Consider the following 17,930-nt stretch of genomic DNA (forward strand, 5'->3'; position numbering starts at 1 on the left):
CGGATAATCGCCTCGTGTCCACCGAACCCCCAAACCGACCACCGGCCGCACCGAAGCCCCCGCGGGTGCGCACCACGCCGGAGGATTTGGAGAGGTACGGCGACGAGGAGCAGATGCGCGCGGCGTCGGACGAAGGCCGGCTCCGCGACGAGCGACCGCCGCATCACGGCTAGCCGCGTGGCTACGGGTTCGTGGCAACAGACGGGAGGTCACATGTCTTATAAGGACCGCGTGAGCTCACCGGGACCGAAGAAGCTGCTCGCCCTGGACGGCGGCGGCATTCGGGGCGTGATCACGTTGGAGGTGCTGCTGCGGCTGGAATCCACGCTGGCGGAACAGCTCGGCGCCGGAGACGACTTCCTGCTGGGCGACTATTTCGACTACATCGGCGGCACCAGCACCGGGGCGGTGATTGCGACCGGACTCGCCAAGGGGCTGCGCGTGCAGCAGCTTCTGGATCTGTACGTGACAAGGGGCGCGGAGATGTTCGATCACGCTTCGCTCCGGCGTCGCTACCACTACCGCTATGGCAGCCAACGGCTTCAAAAACTGTTGCAGGGTGTCTTCGGCAAGGACACCACTCTGGGTAGCGAGGACCTTAAAACTCTGCTCCTGATCGTGGTGCGAAATGCGACCACAGACTCGCCGTGGCCGCTAAGCAACAATCCTGATGCGCCCTACAACGACCCGAGCCGCGCGGACAACAACCTGAACATCCCGCTCTGGCAGTTGGTGCGGGGCAGCACAGCTGCGCCAACGTATTTTCCACCGGAGGTTGTCAGGGTGGGAGGGCACGAATTCGTGTTCGTCGATGGTGGACTGACAACGTACAATAACCCCGCCTTTCAACTGTTCCTCATGGCAACGCTCGACGCGTACCGGCTGGGCTGGACGGCCACGGAATCCGATCTCTTGCTCGTTTCGATAGGGACGGGAACCACTCCCAAAGCTGATGACCGTCTACAGCCGGGCCACATGAATCTGCTGTTCAACGCAAATTCTGTGCCGGCAGCGCTGATGTATGCGGCGCTCAACGAGCAAGACCTGCTGCGCCGGGTGTTCGGCCGATGTCGCCACGGCTCGCACATCGATCGGGAGCTGGGGAACCTCATGCACGAGCAGGGTCTGCTAGAGAAACGGCTTTTCAGCTACGTCCGCTACAACGCGGATCTGTCGCGCCGAGGCCTCGACGACCTAGACCTTCACAATCTGATCCCGGAAAGGGTGCAAAGACTGGACTCGATCCAGTACGTCGGCGATCTAAGGCGTGTGGGGCAGGCAGCGGCACGCGATGTCTCACCGGAGCACTTCGCCGGGTTCCTCGAGGCGGGTCGATGACATCGCCGTTTCAGGTCGAATTATCCGGTGTGGGTTCCGCGCCCGCGGTGCGCGTGGCCAAGGCGGATGAATTGCGGCCCGCGCTGGAGGCGCTCGGGCTGCATCCGCCCAGACCGACGGTGGTGGTTGTTGGCGGAGCCGCTGGACTGGAGGGAACTCTCATGGAGCGTCTCCGCCCAGTCTTCGCGGCGAGCGTTGTGCCAGTGATGCAGCAGTACAGCGCAGTCGGTGTAGACGGCGGCACCCACAGCGGTGTCATGCGACTGCTCGGCGAAGCCCGTGCGGCGGCGCGGGCTACCTTCCCGCTCGTAGGTGTGGTGGCCGCGGGGACGGTGCAGTTGCCACGCGGGGCCCTCCAGGACGGCCGGACAGTACTCGAATCCAATCACACACACTTCGTCATCGTGCCCGGTGAAAAGTGGGGTGCGGAGGCACCCTGGATCGCCAGGACTGCGACGTGCTTGGCGGGAACCGCGCCGTCCATCACGCTGCTCGCCAACGGCGGAAAAATCACCTACTCGGATCTCCAGCGAAGTGTCGAAGCGGGCCGCCCAGTCATCGTGATTGCCGGCTCTGGACGGACCGCCGATGTGCTCGTCCGCGCGCTGGTCGGCGCGCCGGCCGAGGAACGAGCGACCGCACTGGTCGAATCGGGCTTGATTCAAGCGGTGTCGATGGACGATTTGAGTCTTCTGTCCGAGTTCCTCGTCGCAGCTCTCAGCGGCTCAGCGGCCGAGTGAGTGCCGAAGACCAAAACAGGCTAGACGAACCCGGTTTTCACTCTCGGGGTTTAGGTGGCTGAGCGAATGCCTAAGTCAGATTGGGGCCCGCGGATTCCAGAACCGCAATTTCACCGAGAACGATTGGCCACATGCGACACTGCGCGAGCTTCGTTGCGGCACTCGACCGCGTCACGAAAATTGGGACGAAGCCCGTGATAAGTGGTTGCATACTGGTGGTGCGCCGGTTAGATGAGCCAGCATGCGCTTTCACCAGGAGGATGAGATTAGGAAAATCTTTTCAAGCGCCGGGATCGCATGCGCAGCACTGACTCTCGCGCCAGTGGCAGGCGCCGATCCCACCGTGGGACACGATGCGAAAGTGCAAGTGCAGACGCCACCGATGCTTTGTGAGATCGGCTCGGATGATGCGGATCCCGAGGTCGGCCCCAATGTAGTCTGCCAGGGAGCATTCCCTCAATCTCCGATGAATCCCATCCCTTGGCCCGACTGGGTGGGCGATCCATCAATATTGCACCAGAATCAGGCGGTAGTTACGGCCTCTGGGCAATTCAGCTACCGCGACGCGAACATCGGCGTGGGCTATGACCACCCGTCCTTCGAAACGCTTGTGCCGGGTCAGACGTACCAGATACAGGGCTGGACGATAAGGGCGGGCGAGGGCGGCATAACCTTCACACGCGATGACTCTGGCCACGGAATGACCATCGGTGGCGACCGTAGCGTCAACCCGTTCTAACCGAGGAGTAATGGGCACCGTTGGGTGAATTAGGTTGGAACACAGGCGTGTAACGAATATCGACACTCTAAATGCGACCCGTAGTCCGTGCGATTATGTTACAGTGACCAGCCGTCTGGCCAGGCGCTGTCTTCACGGTGAACCCGGCCGATGATCCGGCACAATCGCGACTGATAACGGTGACGTTCGGATAAGGGCAAGCACCTGAATGTCCCAGGATGTCGACTGAATCCGCTCCGCGTCGGCTTCATTCGCCGCGTTTTCAACTCAGCACACCTTTGCGCTCCACGACAATTCCTCACATTTTTCGGCGGCCTGTGGGCTCGCGCGTGAGAATGACACCGTGCAAACAACACCTGCGATCCGTTCGGAAGATCTTCCCGCCCTTTATCGGAGTGCGAGCCAGCAGTCGGCCGATGCGCAGCGGTCATTCCTCAGGTGGTTCAAGCTGCGGCTGGGGGGTGTTGTCATCGCGGCAATTGGCGGTGCAATCACCTGGAAGGCAGGCCATCTCTATGTCGGTGGGGCGATCGCCTTCTTGGCTTTCGCCGTAGCGCTTGGATCAGAGCTTGTTCTTGCAATCCGCCGGCCGGAAGAGATCTGGTACGAGGGTCGCGCAGCCGCCGAATCCGCGAAAACGCTCAGCTGGCGATACATGATGCACGGTGAATCCTTCGAGACGAAGTCAGAGGATTCGGACGCGACGCTGCTGAAAGAGCTACGCGAGATCTTGCGCGACCTCGATGCCCTTCCCGTGCACGCCAAATCAGGCTCTGACGTTCAAATCACCCCTGTAATGCGGCAGGTCCGAGCCCTCCCGTTTGAAGAACGCCGCACGGTGTATCTGCAGGAACGTATACAAGCTCAGGAGGGCTGGTACGCCGCCAAGGCAGCATGGAACGACACTCGAGCCAAACGCTGGACCACCGCGGGCATCGCCCTCGAATTCCTCGGGCTTGTTGGCGGAGCGGTCAAGGCCGGCGGGTGGGTCGATATCGACTTGTTAGGGATCCTTGCCGCCGCCGCCGCCGGTGCGGCCGGGTGGATGCAAGCCAAGCAGTACCAAAACCTCGCGACGGCTTACGGAGTCACAAGCCAGGAGCTGGCGACTGTGGCATCAGAAGTCCAGGCAGCGCAGGACGAAACGATATGGGCACGTTTGGTCGCAGAGGCCGAGGAGGCGATCTCGCGTGAGCACACCCTCTGGCGCGCATCTCGTGGCGTTCGGGTGACGCCTGATCGCTGAACCTCTTCGGCCAGGTACTAATCAGGCAGCGTCAAGCCGCGATGTTTCCAAGCGAATCAGAAGGGTTGCCAGGCAATCCCGCACTTCGCAGCTACCGCCAGGTACCGTATCGGTGCCCACCATGAAACGAGGCCGCGGCCAGTCCGATCGTGATCGCCCAGAGCCGCTCATGACGCGACACGGCACGCCCCATCGAGGCGGTGCCGACACACAGAAACCGTCAATGCGAGCCCGAGTCGTCGCCAAGAGGCGGAGCATGATCCGTGCTGTGTCCGCGCTGTTCGGATTCGGCGTCATCGTTGCGGTGGTCGTCGTCGATAACGAGGGTCGGGCCGGCAACACCGGGGCACTCATCAGCGCCTTCCCGCAGCTACGAAACAGCGTGAAAGCCGCGATAGGCATCTCGCTCGCTCCTGTCGGTGGGGTGGGAACGCCCCTCAGTTTGGGCGAATGGCACAGCGGTCCGGCCTGGTCGACCATAAAGGTGCCGTTGGTCCTCGCCGCCCTCCGCGAAGAGTCGCCGACAAGAATTACCGATCAGATGAAAACGGCGATTACTCAATCGGATAACGCCGCGGCCGACGCGATTTGGGCCAGCCTGGGAGGTCCGGTTACCGCCGCTGGGAAGGTCGAGGCTGTCCTGGCGGCAGCGGACGATTTCACCCGCGTTCAGTTCCACAAGATTCGCCCTGAGTTCAGCGCATATGGGCAAACCGAATGGCCGTTGACCGCGCAGGTGCGGTTCCTGTCAATGGCAGCGTGTGACAGCAGGAGCATCCCGGTATTGAATCTGATGGGACAGATCGAACACGACCAAAAATGGGCCCTGGGCATGATCGGTGGGACACGATTCAAGGGGGGCTGGGGTCCCTCACCCGCGGAGAGATACCTAGTGCGGCAGATGGGGCTGGTCATCACCCCGGCGGGGACCAGCGCGGTCGCGATAGCCGCTGAACCGTACTCGGGCTCACTTATGGACGGCGTTGAGGCACTCAATCAGATCGCTGAGTGGCTCTCTGAACACATTGTGACGCTGCCCAGCGGTCGATGTCCCCACTGACAGCGAGCGATTGCGGTGAAACGAACCCGTCGGCACGCGATCCCGGCGATACTTTGGACGAACATGTTGCACCGGGAGGTGCGGTGACTGATCTAGAGCGCGTAGGGACCGAAATCGGCGGCCCTTCCATACCCACACCGCGGCCGCAGAACGACGCACCACCCAAGCGGGCCCGGCGGAAGCACGCGGTGGCCCTGGCCGCGGTCGTGGCCGCGGTCGGCGTAGGCGGCTATTTCGGTGTCAACGCCGTGTTGTCGCACCCGTCGTCACGGGCGACACCGGGATCTACATCGGGCGCTTTCAAGCAGGTGCGCGGCCTGCCGCGAGGCGCGGAGGCGTGTCCCCGGCTTGAGGCGGACGTCGTCGTTCCGTTCAATGCCGGGGCGCGCGGCACGTCGACTACGACTTGTGAATTCGTCGAGCAGGTACGCTTCGAATATGCGAAGCGAAGTACGCCGGCCTCTGGCCCGACTCAGTTGAGCGCCGTCAGCCCCGCGACTCGTACGTGGTACGAGCTTGCCTGCCTCAGCTCGCAAACCTATGTCACCTGCACCGGCGGGTCAGCTGCCGTCATTTACCTTTACAACGCACCTGAATAGATCGCTAACGAATAGGTAAGGCTAACTGGGCATTTCGTCGGGAGTGGGAGGGAGTCCAGGACAAACTTGCCGATACGGAATGTGCGGCGACACCCACTTCTTCCAGTGTTCCTGGCTCATGGTTGTAGTCAGCTTGGCGCACAACGCGTCCGCCGGGGAACTCATGGGTGGGTTCGGCCAGATCCTGACGGTTCCGTCTACGCTGCCGGAGGCGATGAGGGCACCGTCGGGACTCACCGCGATGCTGACGACTTGGGCCTGGTGACCAGTAAACGTGTACTGACTTCCGTTGGCGGCGCTCAACAACTGCACGGTAAAGGGAATGAAACTTCCGCCAACGATGCGGTCTTGAGTGGGCTCGGCCGGACCGGGGCTGAAGGCCAAACCCATGACCGCGTGCGGAATCTCCGCCGGGTCACCCATGGGGGCGCCGGTGTGGACGTCCCAGCGCTCAATAACACCGACTGTCGACGAATCTTTCGCGACGGCGGTGCTGCCGGACACCAGTCGCCGGCCGTCCGGACTGAACGCGACGCCGAGAACCGCGCCTTGATGTTCTATCGCCAGTGCGGGTCGATCGCTGAACGGCTTGGGTGCTCCAGCGGTGGCATCAGCGTGCCATACCTGCCGCCCGGAGAGGTCCCATACGCGAACCATCCCAGCCACACTGCCGGACGCTAATCGATCGCCCTGCGGGCTGAAGGCCAGATCGGAAATTATCGAGTTGTCGTTGTTCTCCAAGCGATTCGGTCGCCCGGACGATAGTTCCCAGATCGTGATCTGCCCGTCAATTCCCGCGGAGGCCAAGAGGTTACCGTCGGGCCCCATCGCCACCGCCGTTATCGGCTGGCCCGTTTCAATCGCCCGAACTGCGCCGGTGGTCAAATTCCACAATCGGATCTTCCCGTCGGCGCTTCCCGACGCAACCACATCACCACTTCGATTGAACGCGACACGGGTGATCACTCGAGCGGAGTCAGGCATCCGATTGATCTCGGTTCCTGTGTACGCGTCCCAGAGTCGTACCGTGCCGTCGACATCACCTGACACCACCTGGCGGCTGTCGGGACCGATCGCCACGCTCGTGACGGGCCCTCCATGGCCATCCAGGGGCTCTTTGAGTGGCTGGCCGACGGCGGCGTTCCAGAACCGCAAGGCGTTCTCGTTTCCGCCGCTTACGATTTGATCGCCGACTATAGCCACGCACAATACCCACCCCTGGTGCCCGATCAAGGGGTCGCCGATGCGCCGTTTGCCCGCAACGTCCCATAGCTGAACCGTCTTATCATTGCCCCCCGACACCAGACGCGTCCCATCTGCGCTGAAGGCGACGCTGGTCACCGGCGCGGCGTGGCCCACTGCCCCGAGAGCAGGCAATTGCCCTGCTGGACTTAGCTTTTCGCTATTCCAGAGCCGCACCAAGTTGTCCGCTCCCCCCGATGCGACGAGTCGATCGTCCGGACTGAAAGTGATACTCGTGACCCCACCGGGGTGCGCGTTCGGATTTGTGGCGTTGGGCTCTACGGGCCCACCTTCGGGCGGCACAGTGCCGACGTTCCAGACACGGATGGCTCCGTCCGCGCCACCCACCGCAAACTTGTCGGCCGCACGGTTAAACGCCACGGTGAAAAGCGCTCCGCCTCCGCGAATGCCGATGGGCTTGTGCATATCGGTCCCGTCCGAGCGCGAGATGTCGATAAATCCGTCGGCACCAACTGAGGCAAGCCAGTGCCCGTCGCGGCTTAATGCGATGCCGCTGACGCGTCCCTGGTGCGGCTGCGGAAGAGACTTCGGAATGGGTTGCGCATCGTTGAGGTTCCATACCAGTACCTTTCCGTCGACATTGCCGGCAGCCACTACCTGCCCGTCGGCACTGATCGCGACATTTGTCAGGGCCTTTTCTCCCGCAGAAAGAGGGAAGCAGTGAGGGCGGTGACAACCCAACAGGTCCGCTTTGGTTTCGCCAGCGGGGTCGCTCGTGCGGAGGTCTTCCCACCACGTCTTGGAACGCGTATCCCAGACCCGCACGCTTTTGTAGTCTGCTACGGCCAGACGCTGGCCGCCGTCGGCGAAGGCCACCCCGACCACCGGAGTAGTCCCATTCAAAATGAGCTCAGTGCTCGACCTGTTGACCAAAGCATCGAGCAGGGGTTCGTCGCTCAGCTTCGTCGACAGTTTTTGGGCGGCGAGCAGCTCCTGAAACGCTCGGGCATCGTCGCCGGCCGTGTTGGCACCAGCCAGAATCGCCAGCGCCTCAGAGACCAGCTTGCGCGCGACCGCCTCCTGAGCGTTCCCCTGGGCGAGCCGCTTCTGCTCGTGCGCCCGGAAGAATCCGATTACGGCCACTACAGCAACGATGACCGTGCACGCCAGCACGGCGCGCAGGACGCGCGAGCGCTTGCGCAGAACCGCGGCGTGAGCCTGGGCTTCGGACGCGCGGTGGCTTTCGGCGGCCGCGATTTTCTTGGTCGCTTCAAGCTCGGCTTCCCTCTGTCGTTTCTCGGCGGCCAAACGTTCGTTCTCAGCCGTGCGGCATGCTGCCAGATATTCGCGATCGGGCTCCTCCAGACTTGCTGCCAAATCGGTCCGCGCGCTGAGCTGCTCGGCGGCCGCGAGTCGATCCGCAGCGTGAATGAGCCAGGCTCTGCTCTTGTTCGACTTCCTCCACTCGAGTGAAGCGCGCTTCACACCCTCCAGCACCGCCAACAGCTCGGCGTCCTCAGTCAGCCAATCCTCAAGCAGACTCCACTGCCGCAGTAGTGCCTCATGAGCCGGCTCGATGGTGATCTCGCCCGTGCGGCCGACGCGGTCGGTTGTCAGCAGGCGCTGGTCGACCAGGCTTTGCAGCAGCGGTCGGCAGTCAGCAGGAATCTCTGAATAACGTGCGACGCGACGCCGTGGTGCGCCGGTGTCGGGATCGATGTTGGCCAGCCACGGGATCATCCCGCGACGCAGCAGTGCCAGCCGCGTGGTGCGATTTTTCGGCAGAGGCGGATCGGTGTCCGCTGAAAGTGCCTGCTCGACGGCTTCCTCGATCGAGCCTTTGATACCGCCGAGGTTCCGGTAGTCGGTGAGAGTGAGGCCACCGCTTCCCAGATTCTCGAGGTAGAGACGCTCCATCGTGAAGCTGAGCAACGGAAGCGCATCTTTGGACCCGCCGGCCTCAATGTCCTCCAGTAGCACGTCGACCAACGCGTCGTCGATTCTGAGTGGGCGCGTTGATTCTTCCAGCCTGGTCGCCGGGCCCTTAATGACCCCGGCGTAGGAACCATGCGGCATGGGACCGAGGTCAAAGGGGATCTTCTGAAGACCCTCCAGCGCCTTGGCTTCCTGCAACTGGGCATAGGAGTCAGACCGAATCGCGATCACCACGATCAGCGAGGGAGCGGCATCACCAAGCAGGCCTCCCAGCAGGGCCAAGAGGCGTTCGGCTTCGTCCTGTCCTTCGGCGCGGAATAGCTCCTCTCCTTGGTCAATCGAGATGACCAGGGTCGGCGGCTTCGTCGGACCGTCGACTTCGTTGGTCGTCATTGTCGCCGCGTCGACAAGTTGCTGTAGCACGGGACGCAGCGTGTCTGCGCCCCCGTTGACGGCCGCCCGAAGTTTGGTGCGGGGCAACTTGATCTGTGCGGTATCCCGTGCGGCTTCAAGGGCGCGCATCAAGCCGCTTTCACCGAGGATGGCCGCACGCTCCGGCCGGACGATCGGCAACGGTAGAAAATCTCGGTCGTAGCGGTGTCGGCGTCGCCTGAAAACTAACCCCGTGTCGACGGGTGAATTTTGACCCCCTTCGTCTGAGTCTCGGCTTACGAGCCGAGAGGAGAAGGGAGTTGTTGTCAGTGTTGCATAGGACCGAGGGGTTGCCGATCAAGTTGATTGCCAGGACGTTGGGGATTTCGCGCAACACGGTGCGGTCGGCGGTGGCCTCTGAGGGGCCGCCGAAGTATGTGCGCAAGCCGGCGGGGTCGGCGGTGGACGCGTTCGAGGACGCGATTCGGGCCCAGCTGACGGCGGTGCCGACGATGCCGGCCACGGTGATTGCCGAGCGGGTCGGTTGGACCCGGGGCATGACGGTGTTCAAGGAGCGGGTCCGGGAGCTGCGCCCGGCGTATCTGCCGCCGGATCCCGCCGGACGCACCAGCTATGACGCCGGGGATGTCGCGCAGTGCGACTTGTGGTTCCCGCCGACGAGCATCCCGGTCGGCTACCGCCAGGTCCGCACCCCGACGCAGCTGCCGGTGCTGACCATGGTGCTGGGGTACTCGCGCTGGCTGTCGGCGATCCTGATCCCGTCCCGGCGGGCCGAGGATCTGTTCGCCGGGTGGTGGAAGTTGATCAGCGCTTTGGGTGCGGTGCCGCGCACCTTGGTCTGGGATGGCGAGGGCGCGATCGGGCGCTGCCGGGCCGGGCGCACCGAATTAACCCGGGATTGCCAGGCGTTTCGTGGGGTGCTGGGCGCCAAGGTGGTGGTCCTCAAACCGGGCGAGCCTGAGCACAAAGGCATCATCGAGCGGGCCCACGATTACTTCGAACGGTCGTTTCTGCCTGGGCGCAGCTTCACCGGGCCTGGGGATTTCAACCATCAGATGCAGAGGTGGCTGGCTGTGGTCAATGACCGTCAGCGTCGTGCACTGGGGTGTGCCCCAGCCGATCGGATCGGCGCCGATCTGCAGGCGATGCTGGCGTTGCCGCCGGTGGCCCCGGAGGTGGGCTGGCGCAACGCGACGCGGTTGGCCCGCGATCACTACATCCGGTTGGACTCCAATGACTACTCGGTGCACCCCGGGGTGATCGGACGGCGCATCGAGGTGATCGCCGACCTTGACCGCGTGCAGGTGTTCTGCGAGGGGAAGGTCGTGGCCGATCATGAGCGGGTCTGGGCGTGGCACCAGACGATCACCGATCCAGAGCATCGTCAGGCGGCGAACCTGTTGCGTCACAACCGGATCAGTGCTCTGCGTCCGGTTCGGGAACACGACGACGAGCTGTGTGTGCAGCAGCGGTCGCTGACTGATTACGANACCGCCCTGGGCATCGACCTCGGCGACGGCGGGTTCGCGTCATGACCACCAAGACCGCCAGGGCGGCCTCGGCGGCCAACCGGGATCTAAGCGCCGAGATCACCTACCTGACCCGGGCGCTGAAGGCGCCCACGATGCGTGAAGCCGTCATCCGGCTGGCCGAACGGGCCCGCGCCGAGTCATGGAGCCATGAGGAGTTCCTGGTGGCCTGTCTGCAACGCGAGGTCTCCGCCCGCGAGTCCCATGGCGGTGAGGGTCGCATCCGTGCCGCGCGGTTCCCGTCGCGCAAGTCGTTGGAGGAGTTCGACTTCGATCATGCCCGTGGCCTCAAACGGGATCTGATCGCGCACCTGGGAACTCTGGACTTCGTCGCCGCCAAGGACAACGTCGTGTTCCTCGGACCACCGGGCACCGGCAAGACCCACCTGGCGATCGGAATCGCGATCCGGGCCTGCCAGGCCGGCCACCGGGTCCTGTTCGCCACCGCGTCGGAATGGGTGGCCCGCCTCGCCGAAGCGCATCACAGCGGGCGGCTCCAACAAGAACTCGTCCGGCTCGGGCGTTACCCGCTGATCGTCGTCGACGAGGTCGGTTACATCCCGTTCGAACCCGAAGCGGCCAACCTGTTCTTCCAGCTGGTCTCCAGCCGCTACGAACGTGCTTCGCTGATCGTCACCTCGAACAAACCGTTCGGCCGCTGGGGTGAAGTGTTCGGCGACGACGTGGTTGCTGCGGCCATGATCGACCGCCTCGTCCACCACGCCGAAGTGATCGCCCTCAAAGGCGACTCCTACCGCATCAAAGACCGCGACCTCGGGAGAGTCCCGGGCTCGACAACCGAAGAATGAACACCGAGGGGGTCAATTTTCAACCGACGAAACGGGGTCAATTTTCAGCCGCCGTTGACAGCGACTCCTACCGCATCAAAGACCGCGACCTCGGGAGAGTCCCGGGCTCGACAACCGAAGAATGAACACCGAGGGGGTCAATTTTCAACCGACGAAACGGGGTCAATTTTCAGCCGCCGTTGACAGTAGCGGGTCATCCGAGCGAAAAGGCCCGCACGCAGGAATGACGATTTGCCGGCGCCGGAAGCCCCCAGGATCACCATTAGGCGAGGAGGCAACTTCTCACGCAACGTTCGCAGTTGGTCGAGCGCTTCGAAGATCGGAGCGTCGCGTCCGAAGAAGATGCCCGCGTCTTCGGCCTCCAGCGGCTTCAGTCCCCGATAGGGCGGGCGGTCAGGGTAGGCTTCTGGCGGCCATTCGAAAAATGTCGGGTCTAGGCCGGCCTTGACCAGCCCGGCGCGAAGCCGCTTGAGACCCTCCCGCGAAAACGTGACGTGGCATTCCTCATGGGTGCGCGGCAACGTGACCCGAAACGTCCTGTGGTCGACTCCGGCCGCCAGATTGACGGCTTGCCATGTACTGGTGAGCTCCTCCGGCAACTCGGAGGGTGAAAAGTCCTCTATCGACACGCCAAAGAGCCGCTTGCCGAGCTTGTGTGCGAGTGAAAGTTCTTTGTGGCACCAGCCCGATTGGAGCCACGCACGTGAAATCAAGAACAACACGGCTTCGCAGCGCGACGCTGCGTCAACTAGTCCGCGCTCCCAACGTTCGCCCGCAACGAGCCCCCGATCGGGATCGAGGTCGAGGAATACGTCATCCCAGCCTTCGGCCGCGAGCCAGTCGCGCATGGCAACTGCAGAGGCGTTGTCGACGCTTGAATGGCTCAAAAAGATGCGTGCCATAGCCCACCGGTCCCGCCATAATTGATTACCTCAGAAGGCGCGTGCACAGCTGCACCGTTATGCGCGCTAACGCGGCCTTGTCCACGGGCTGCCGCCGGCAACCCCACTCTCAATTCCGCGCTCGACAAATACGACAGTGAGTTCTTCATATCCCGGCGCAACCCGGATCACCAACAATGGGTCTATGGTAGATGTTTCACGAGCCGACGAAAACGGAACCGATAAACAAATATGCCCTCGGTATATCGGCCCGCACCCGCACGCAAACGCTCCGGACGTATCGTGCGGCCACGGGGGGCGCGGATGAACTGGATTCACTCGAGCACCGGCTACCCGATAGCCGCTGGTAGCGATAATTCATTGATGAGGTCTGATCTGTGTCGGACCTAGGGCCTCGGCCTGACTGGTTCTGAACCTGCAACGACTTTGACTCCAAGCCGTTCATAGTGTGAATTTGTTGGGCTGCAATGATTTCAAGCAGTCTTGCTCGCCAAAACCGTAACCCGGACACTCCTCCTGATTCCGCTCGTTCACCTTTACTTATCTCCACGTCGGACAACTCTTGGCCCCGCCATCGCTACGGTCAGTCGCCATTCGTTCATTGCCTAGCTAGCGGTCGGATGGAATGACGCCAGCTGACGAACGAGCAGTTCAGCCCGCGGCGACGCGGTCGATGTGGGCGAGGAAGTGCGTCAACACCGCATCGGGTGCCTCGAGTTGTGGCCAGTGTCCGATGTCGTCGGCGAGCATCACCACATTCGCTTCGGGTATCACCTCGGCATAGCGGCGCGCCATGTGGGCACCCGAGTTGGGGTCGACCGGCCCATCGATCAATCGCATGGGGACCGCGGTCTGCCGCATGGCACGCACCCATCGGTTTCGGTGCGTGTAGCGATCGTTAATGAAACGGCCGACTTTGTGCAGCACCCGGCGGCCATCGTTGTAGTCCAGGATCTGGTTGAACACGTCCATCATGTGCCGGGTCGGCTTGGTGTTCGGGCCGAACATCTCGCGCAGCGTGGGCTCCAGCAGCCGGCGGGACACCGGACTGCCCTGTACGTGACTGAATACGTCACCCAACGGCGTGCCAGACATCAGCTTCTGCGCCGTTCTGGGCTTGTATGCCTCGATGAACATTCCGCCGTTGAGCCAGGTGATCGAGTCGATGCGCAGCGCGCCATAGGCTTGCTGACCGAACTCGTGACGAGCCAACATCTCCTGGCCCACCGAATCGCCGATGTCGTGCGCCAGGATGTGCACGTTGCGGATGTTCAGGTGGGCTAGCAAAGCTTCGTGCATGTCGGCGTGGTCTCCCACCGAGTACTCGTAAACCACCGGTTTTTCGGAGAACCCCATGCCGATCATGTCCGGTGCGATGACGGTGAACCGTTGCGACAGCGCCGGCCAGATCCGCGCCCAGTCAAAGGAATTGAACGGATAACCGTGGATCAGCAGCAGCGGAGGCCCGCTGCCCTCCACGCGGTAGAAGATGTCGAAGCCGAGGTAGTCGAAATACTCCCCGGCCGCCAGCCAGCGGTGCAGTTCAGCGTCCATGGGGTCATCATCCCCTCGGCCTGAGCGCATCGCTTGGTTCGCGCGGTGATCTCCGCGGGGTCAGGCGGTGCGCCGGCGGTTATGCGTGTCGGTCGACCAGAGATGACCGCAATCCGAGCACTGCAGGTGCACCAGCGTTCCCCTGTTGCTCAGCAGGTACTGCCAGTGCGTATCGCAGTTTCGCCGGTCCCGGCAATCACCACAGTCGGCGCGGTGATGGCAGCGCGGGCAAGGCAGCCACGCGCGGCGGCTACGGTCGGCGGTCGGATCAATCGGTAACACGATCGGCCGTCCGTAAGGGCAGGACGCCGGCGCGGACCAACTGGTCGTAGACCCGCTGCTGCTCCGCGTCCAGATTCGAGTACAGCATGTCGTAGGCCTGCTCTTCCTCGGCGAGCACGGCGACAGGATCCCAGTCCTCACCGATCGCTTCGAGCACCGCGCTGCGCCGCCGCGCCTCGTCGAGGGTCAGGTCATAGGCAAAGTCAAGGTTGGTCATCGCACTCCCAGCCGTTAGATATCCGAACGAATGGTTAGGATGCACTAATAAATGCTGGTCAGGCTATGACGCACGTCACTCTTCCCACTTAGAATTCGTCACATTGGGCCCCGAATGAGCGGCGGCTACACGCGGCGGTAGCGATACCGGAGCCATCCCGGATGGTCGTTTGCTGAGATTTGCCCCCTAACGGTGAGGGCGGCGCCGAAGCGAGCCGGGCAGTTTAAAACTCCGGGTCAGGGTCAATTCTTGAGGTCTCACATTCGTTGATGGGAGGGCCTTCGATGAGAATTCGTGTTCGCAGCGTGGCGGGCGCCGTCGCGGTGGCGTTAGCGCCCATGACCTACATGGCAGCGGTGTCTCCGGGGATCAGCTCGGCTCAGCCCCCGGATTGTGGTCCCGGCAATTGGTGGAACCCGGGAGCCAACGCCTGCCAACCCGTAACACCGGCACCACCGCCGGACTGTGGCCCCGGCAACTGGTGGAACCCAGGAGCCAACGCCTGCCAACCCGTCGCGCCGCCACCGCCCGACTGTGGCCCCGGCAACTGGTGGAACCCAGGAGCCAACGCCTGCCAACCCGTAACACCGGCACCACCGCCGGACTGCGGCCCCGGCAACTGGTGGAACCCGGGACCCAACGCGTGCGAACCGGTAGTGCCACCCCCGCCGTCGTAAGCCCGATCAGTCAGGCGGCTGCGCTTAATTGCGTCGGGTGGTGCGAGCACAGCGACTCTTGGGGCTCGGAACCGAAAATATCTTCCGACCTGCGTCGGGCTGACAGGATTTGAACCTGCGACCACTTGACCCCCAGTCAAGTGCGCTACCAAACTGCGCCACAGCCCGGATGCCGCCGGCATCGGCGGCAGCAGGTCGAAAGCCTACCGTAGACGACCGGCCACTCCCCTAATCGACCTTCGCCAACCGGGCGGCGACCTCGTCGACCCAGTTCAGCAGCGCCCCGGCGAGTTCGGGCTCTCGGCCGTAGAACCGCTGGGCCGGTACGGGCACGCTGACCGCCACCGCATGGCCCGTCACACCCTTGAGCGCCGCGCCGACCGCGCAGACACCCTCGGTCTGCTCCTCCCGGTCATAGGCGACGCCCTCGGTGCGAATCCGCTCGAGCTCCTTGCGCAGCGCCGCCGGGCTGGTGATGGTGTTCGGGGTGAGCGGCGCCAGTCGGTTCGGCAGTTGCTCGGGCGGCAGGCCGGCCAGCAGGGCCTTGCCGTTGGCGCAGCAGTGCAACGGAAATGACTCGCCCACCGCGCTGATGGCGCGCAACCGGTGCGGCGAGACGACCTGGTCGACGAACGTCGCGCGGTCCCCGTCCAATATGGACAGGTCGACCGTCTCCCCCAGCTCCCGCGACAACTCCTCCATGAACGGGTGCACATCCATCACGACACCGAGGCGCACGGTGGTGGCCATGCGGGCGATCTCGGGCCCCAGCCGGTAGCCGCCACGGCCCCCGCGCGCGGCCACCAGACCTTCGTCCTCCAGCGCGTTGAGGATCCGGCTGACCGTGGAGCGCGCCATGCCGAGCCGGTCGCCGATCTCGGCCTGGGTGAGTCCACCCGGGTGCGCCTGCAGCAGGCGCAGCATTTCCGCCGCGCGGGCGATGACCTGAACGCCGGCGCCGTCGGAACTCACGCCGCCCGCCCCGTCTCGATGCGGTAGCTCCCGGTGGGGTCCACAATCGCCACCAGCCGCACGATGCAGCCGTCGCCGCCAACCCAGCGCCACGGAAACGCTGCGAAGGTGACCCGCTTGCCGGTGACCCTGTCCAGATCGCCGCCGACGTTCTCAAAGCCGTAGCTGCCGTTGGACAGGATCGCCCGGTGGCACGGTTCCCACTCCGGAAAATCGTCGAGCACGCGGCGACCGGTTTGCTCTTCGTATTCCTTTACCGCCCAGGGCAATAGACCTCCCGTGTGTGCGGCAGGGCCGTGCGGGCCGATCGAGGTGGCCAACGGGTGGTCCAGCGCCTGGGTGTCGGTGCCAACGGCCTTGACGCCCTTGGCGGCGAACCACTCGCCGGCCTCCTTGTAGAAGCCCGGTGAATAGGCGTAGTACTCGGCGCTGTCGGCGTATTTGTGGTGCCAGCCGGTATTGACGATGACGATGTCGCCGGGGCGGATCTCCGGCGTGGCATTCTCCAGATCCTCCGCGGTGACCACTCCCCACTTGTCCTTGGGGATCGACACGACGACGCCGGTGCCGAAGAAGGCGCTCAGCGGGATCTCGTGCAGGAACGGCGTGCCCTCCACGACGTGTGCGGGGGCATCGATGTGGGTGCCGGAATGCATTACGGTGGTGATCTTTTGGGTGAGTACCCGGCTCCGTGCCATGTTGTGCAGGCGCTCGATCTTGACGTCCTCGAAGTACGGCCAGGCCGGCACCCCGTGGCCCCACGGGTGCGACAGGTCGTAGAACTCCAGCTTCGATTCGGCTTCGCCGAGCGGCCAGTTCATGTCCATGTCGGTTCCTTTCAGCAGGCTGTATATCCGCCGTCCAGGTACATCACCTGGCCGGTGTAGAAGCTCGACGCGTCGCTGAGCAAGTAGATCAGCGCGCCGACGAAGTCTTCGGGCTCGGCGAAGCGGCGCAACGGGATTCGGGCGAACATCGCTTCACGGGTGGCGCGGCCCTTCTCGTCGTCGGCGTACATCCACTCCGTGAGCTCCGAACGGAAAACCGTTGGGGCAAGCGCGTTCACCCGGATGCACGCGGCGCCCCACTCGGCCGCCAGGCTTTTGGCCAACAGGTCGGTGGCGCCCTTCGACGGGCAGTAGGCGCTATAGCCGGCGGGGTGACCGAGTGAGCCCCGCACCGATGACACCAGCACGACGCTGCCGCCGGTTCCCTGTTCGAGCATCACCCGCCCGGCCGCCTGGCATACCAGCCAGGCGCCCCGCGCGTTAGCGTCCATCACCTTGTCGAAGTCCTCGACGGCCATCTCGGTGATGGGCGCGACGTGATTCATGCCCGACGCCACCAGGACGCCGTCGAGCCGCCCGTGCCGGGCGAGCGCCGCCTCCACCATGGCCCGGGCGTCGGCCGGGGTGTCGGGGCGGCGGGCAACCACTGCGGCATCGTCGATGGCGAGGTCGTCCAGTCTTGCGGCGTTGCCGCCGGTCAAGGTCAGCCGGGCTCCGGCGTCGGCCAGCGCCCGGGCCGCGACGCTGCCCAACGCGCCGGTCGCACCGGTGATCAGGATCGACTTGCCTTCGACGCTGAAGCGCGCGGCGGTGGGCGCTTCCTGTGCGATGTTCACGATGGCCTCCAAATCCCGCGATACGGGCCATAATGCCCGTCATGCAAGAACGGTAAGGAGGACGAGGCGCGTAAGTCAACGCGATAGTCCTGTGATGTAGCTTTCAGATAC

The 17,930-nt window shown here is 63.7% G+C and carries 16 protein-coding genes and 1 tRNA gene; 9 read left to right on the forward strand and 8 right to left on the reverse strand.

Features of this window, described 5'->3' with window-relative positions:
- Positions 1-14 precede the first annotated feature (14 nt).
- From H7J89_RS00900 to H7J89_RS00930, 7 genes are all read left to right on the forward strand, one after another.
- The gene (locus tag H7J89_RS00900; RefSeq protein ID WP_264035688.1) at positions 15-173 is read left to right on the forward strand and encodes a hypothetical protein; all 159 of its coding nucleotides are present in this window, start codon (positions 15-17) and stop codon (positions 171-173) included.
- A gap of 40 nt (positions 174-213) precedes the next feature.
- The gene (locus H7J89_RS00905) at positions 214-1,338 is read left to right on the forward strand and encodes a patatin-like phospholipase family protein (RefSeq protein WP_264035689.1); all 1,125 of its coding nucleotides are present in this window, start codon (positions 214-216) and stop codon (positions 1,336-1,338) included.
- Positions 1,335-2,078, forward strand: a complete 744-nt coding sequence (locus H7J89_RS00910) for a TRP family putative cation channel (RefSeq protein ID WP_264035690.1) — start codon at positions 1,335-1,337, stop codon at positions 2,076-2,078. The genes H7J89_RS00905 and H7J89_RS00910 overlap by 4 nt, the downstream gene beginning before the upstream one ends.
- A gap of 241 nt (positions 2,079-2,319) precedes the next feature.
- Positions 2,320-2,817, forward strand: coding sequence for a hypothetical protein (locus H7J89_RS00915; RefSeq protein ID WP_264035691.1), 498 nt, complete (start codon positions 2,320-2,322; stop codon positions 2,815-2,817).
- A gap of 343 nt (positions 2,818-3,160) precedes the next feature.
- Positions 3,161-4,063, forward strand: coding sequence for a DUF4231 domain-containing protein (locus tag H7J89_RS00920; RefSeq protein ID WP_264035692.1), 903 nt, complete (start codon positions 3,161-3,163; stop codon positions 4,061-4,063).
- 268 nt (positions 4,064-4,331) lie between these two features.
- Positions 4,332-5,123: a serine hydrolase gene (locus tag H7J89_RS00925; protein ID WP_264035693.1), complete on the forward strand. Its 792-nt coding sequence runs from the start codon at positions 4,332-4,334 to the stop codon at positions 5,121-5,123.
- A 188-nt stretch (positions 5,124-5,311) separates the two neighbouring features.
- A complete protein-coding gene (locus tag H7J89_RS00930) occupies positions 5,312-5,722 on the forward strand; it encodes a hypothetical protein (protein ID WP_264035694.1) in 411 nt (136 codons plus the stop codon).
- Positions 5,723-5,743: 21 nt separating this feature from the next.
- On the opposite strand, the gene H7J89_RS00935 is transcribed toward H7J89_RS00930, so the two are convergent.
- Positions 5,744-9,433 (reverse strand): nSTAND1 domain-containing NTPase, encoded by a 3,690-nt coding sequence (locus tag H7J89_RS00935; RefSeq protein ID WP_264035695.1) that lies wholly within the window; start codon positions 9,431-9,433, stop codon positions 5,744-5,746.
- A gap of 119 nt (positions 9,434-9,552) precedes the next feature.
- Here H7J89_RS00935 and istA point away from each other — a divergent pair, with 119 nt between their 5' ends.
- Both istA and istB read left to right on the forward strand, forming a co-directional pair.
- Complete coding sequence (gene istA / locus H7J89_RS00940) at positions 9,553-10,788, forward strand: IS21 family transposase (protein ID WP_264035696.1); 1,236 nt, start codon at positions 9,553-9,555, stop codon at positions 10,786-10,788.
- Positions 10,785-11,591: an IS21-like element helper ATPase IstB gene (gene istB / locus H7J89_RS00945; RefSeq protein ID WP_264035697.1), complete on the forward strand. Its 807-nt coding sequence runs from the start codon at positions 10,785-10,787 to the stop codon at positions 11,589-11,591. Before istA ends, istB begins: the two co-directional genes overlap by 4 nt.
- A gap of 137 nt (positions 11,592-11,728) precedes the next feature.
- Here the strand turns inward: istB and H7J89_RS00950 are convergent, their stop codons facing one another.
- The 7 genes from H7J89_RS00950 to H7J89_RS00980 all read right to left on the reverse strand — a co-directional run bounded on the left by H7J89_RS00950 (position 11,729) and on the right by H7J89_RS00980 (position 17,819).
- Positions 11,729-12,493 (reverse strand): nSTAND1 domain-containing NTPase, encoded by a 765-nt coding sequence (locus H7J89_RS00950; RefSeq protein ID WP_264035698.1) that lies wholly within the window; start codon positions 12,491-12,493, stop codon positions 11,729-11,731.
- A 651-nt stretch (positions 12,494-13,144) separates the two neighbouring features.
- Complete coding sequence (locus H7J89_RS00955) at positions 13,145-14,047, reverse strand: alpha/beta fold hydrolase (protein ID WP_264035699.1); 903 nt, start codon at positions 14,045-14,047, stop codon at positions 13,145-13,147.
- A 268-nt stretch (positions 14,048-14,315) separates the two neighbouring features.
- A complete protein-coding gene (locus H7J89_RS00960; RefSeq protein ID WP_264035700.1) occupies positions 14,316-14,546 on the reverse strand; it encodes a DUF6400 family protein in 231 nt (76 codons plus the stop codon).
- Positions 14,547-15,317: 771 nt separating this feature from the next.
- Positions 15,318-15,391, reverse strand: a tRNA-Pro gene (locus H7J89_RS00965).
- A gap of 60 nt (positions 15,392-15,451) precedes the next feature.
- Positions 15,452-16,195 carry an IclR family transcriptional regulator gene (locus H7J89_RS00970; protein ID WP_264035701.1) on the reverse strand — a complete coding sequence of 248 codons (744 nt, stop codon included), beginning with the start codon at positions 16,193-16,195 and terminating at the stop codon, positions 15,452-15,454.
- On the reverse strand, positions 16,192-17,022 hold the full coding sequence (locus H7J89_RS00975; protein ID WP_264035702.1) for a cyclase family protein: 831 nt from the start codon (positions 17,020-17,022) through the stop codon (positions 16,192-16,194). The genes H7J89_RS00970 and H7J89_RS00975 overlap by 4 nt, the downstream gene beginning before the upstream one ends.
- Positions 17,023-17,033: 11 nt before the next feature.
- The gene (locus H7J89_RS00980) at positions 17,034-17,819 is read right to left on the reverse strand and encodes an SDR family NAD(P)-dependent oxidoreductase (RefSeq protein WP_372513682.1); all 786 of its coding nucleotides are present in this window, start codon (positions 17,817-17,819) and stop codon (positions 17,034-17,036) included.
- Positions 17,820-17,930 lie beyond the last annotated feature (111 nt).

The sequence above is a fragment of the Mycobacterium paraffinicum genome, assembly GCF_025822865.1.
Lineage (GTDB): Bacteria > Actinomycetota > Actinomycetes > Mycobacteriales > Mycobacteriaceae > Mycobacterium > Mycobacterium paraffinicum.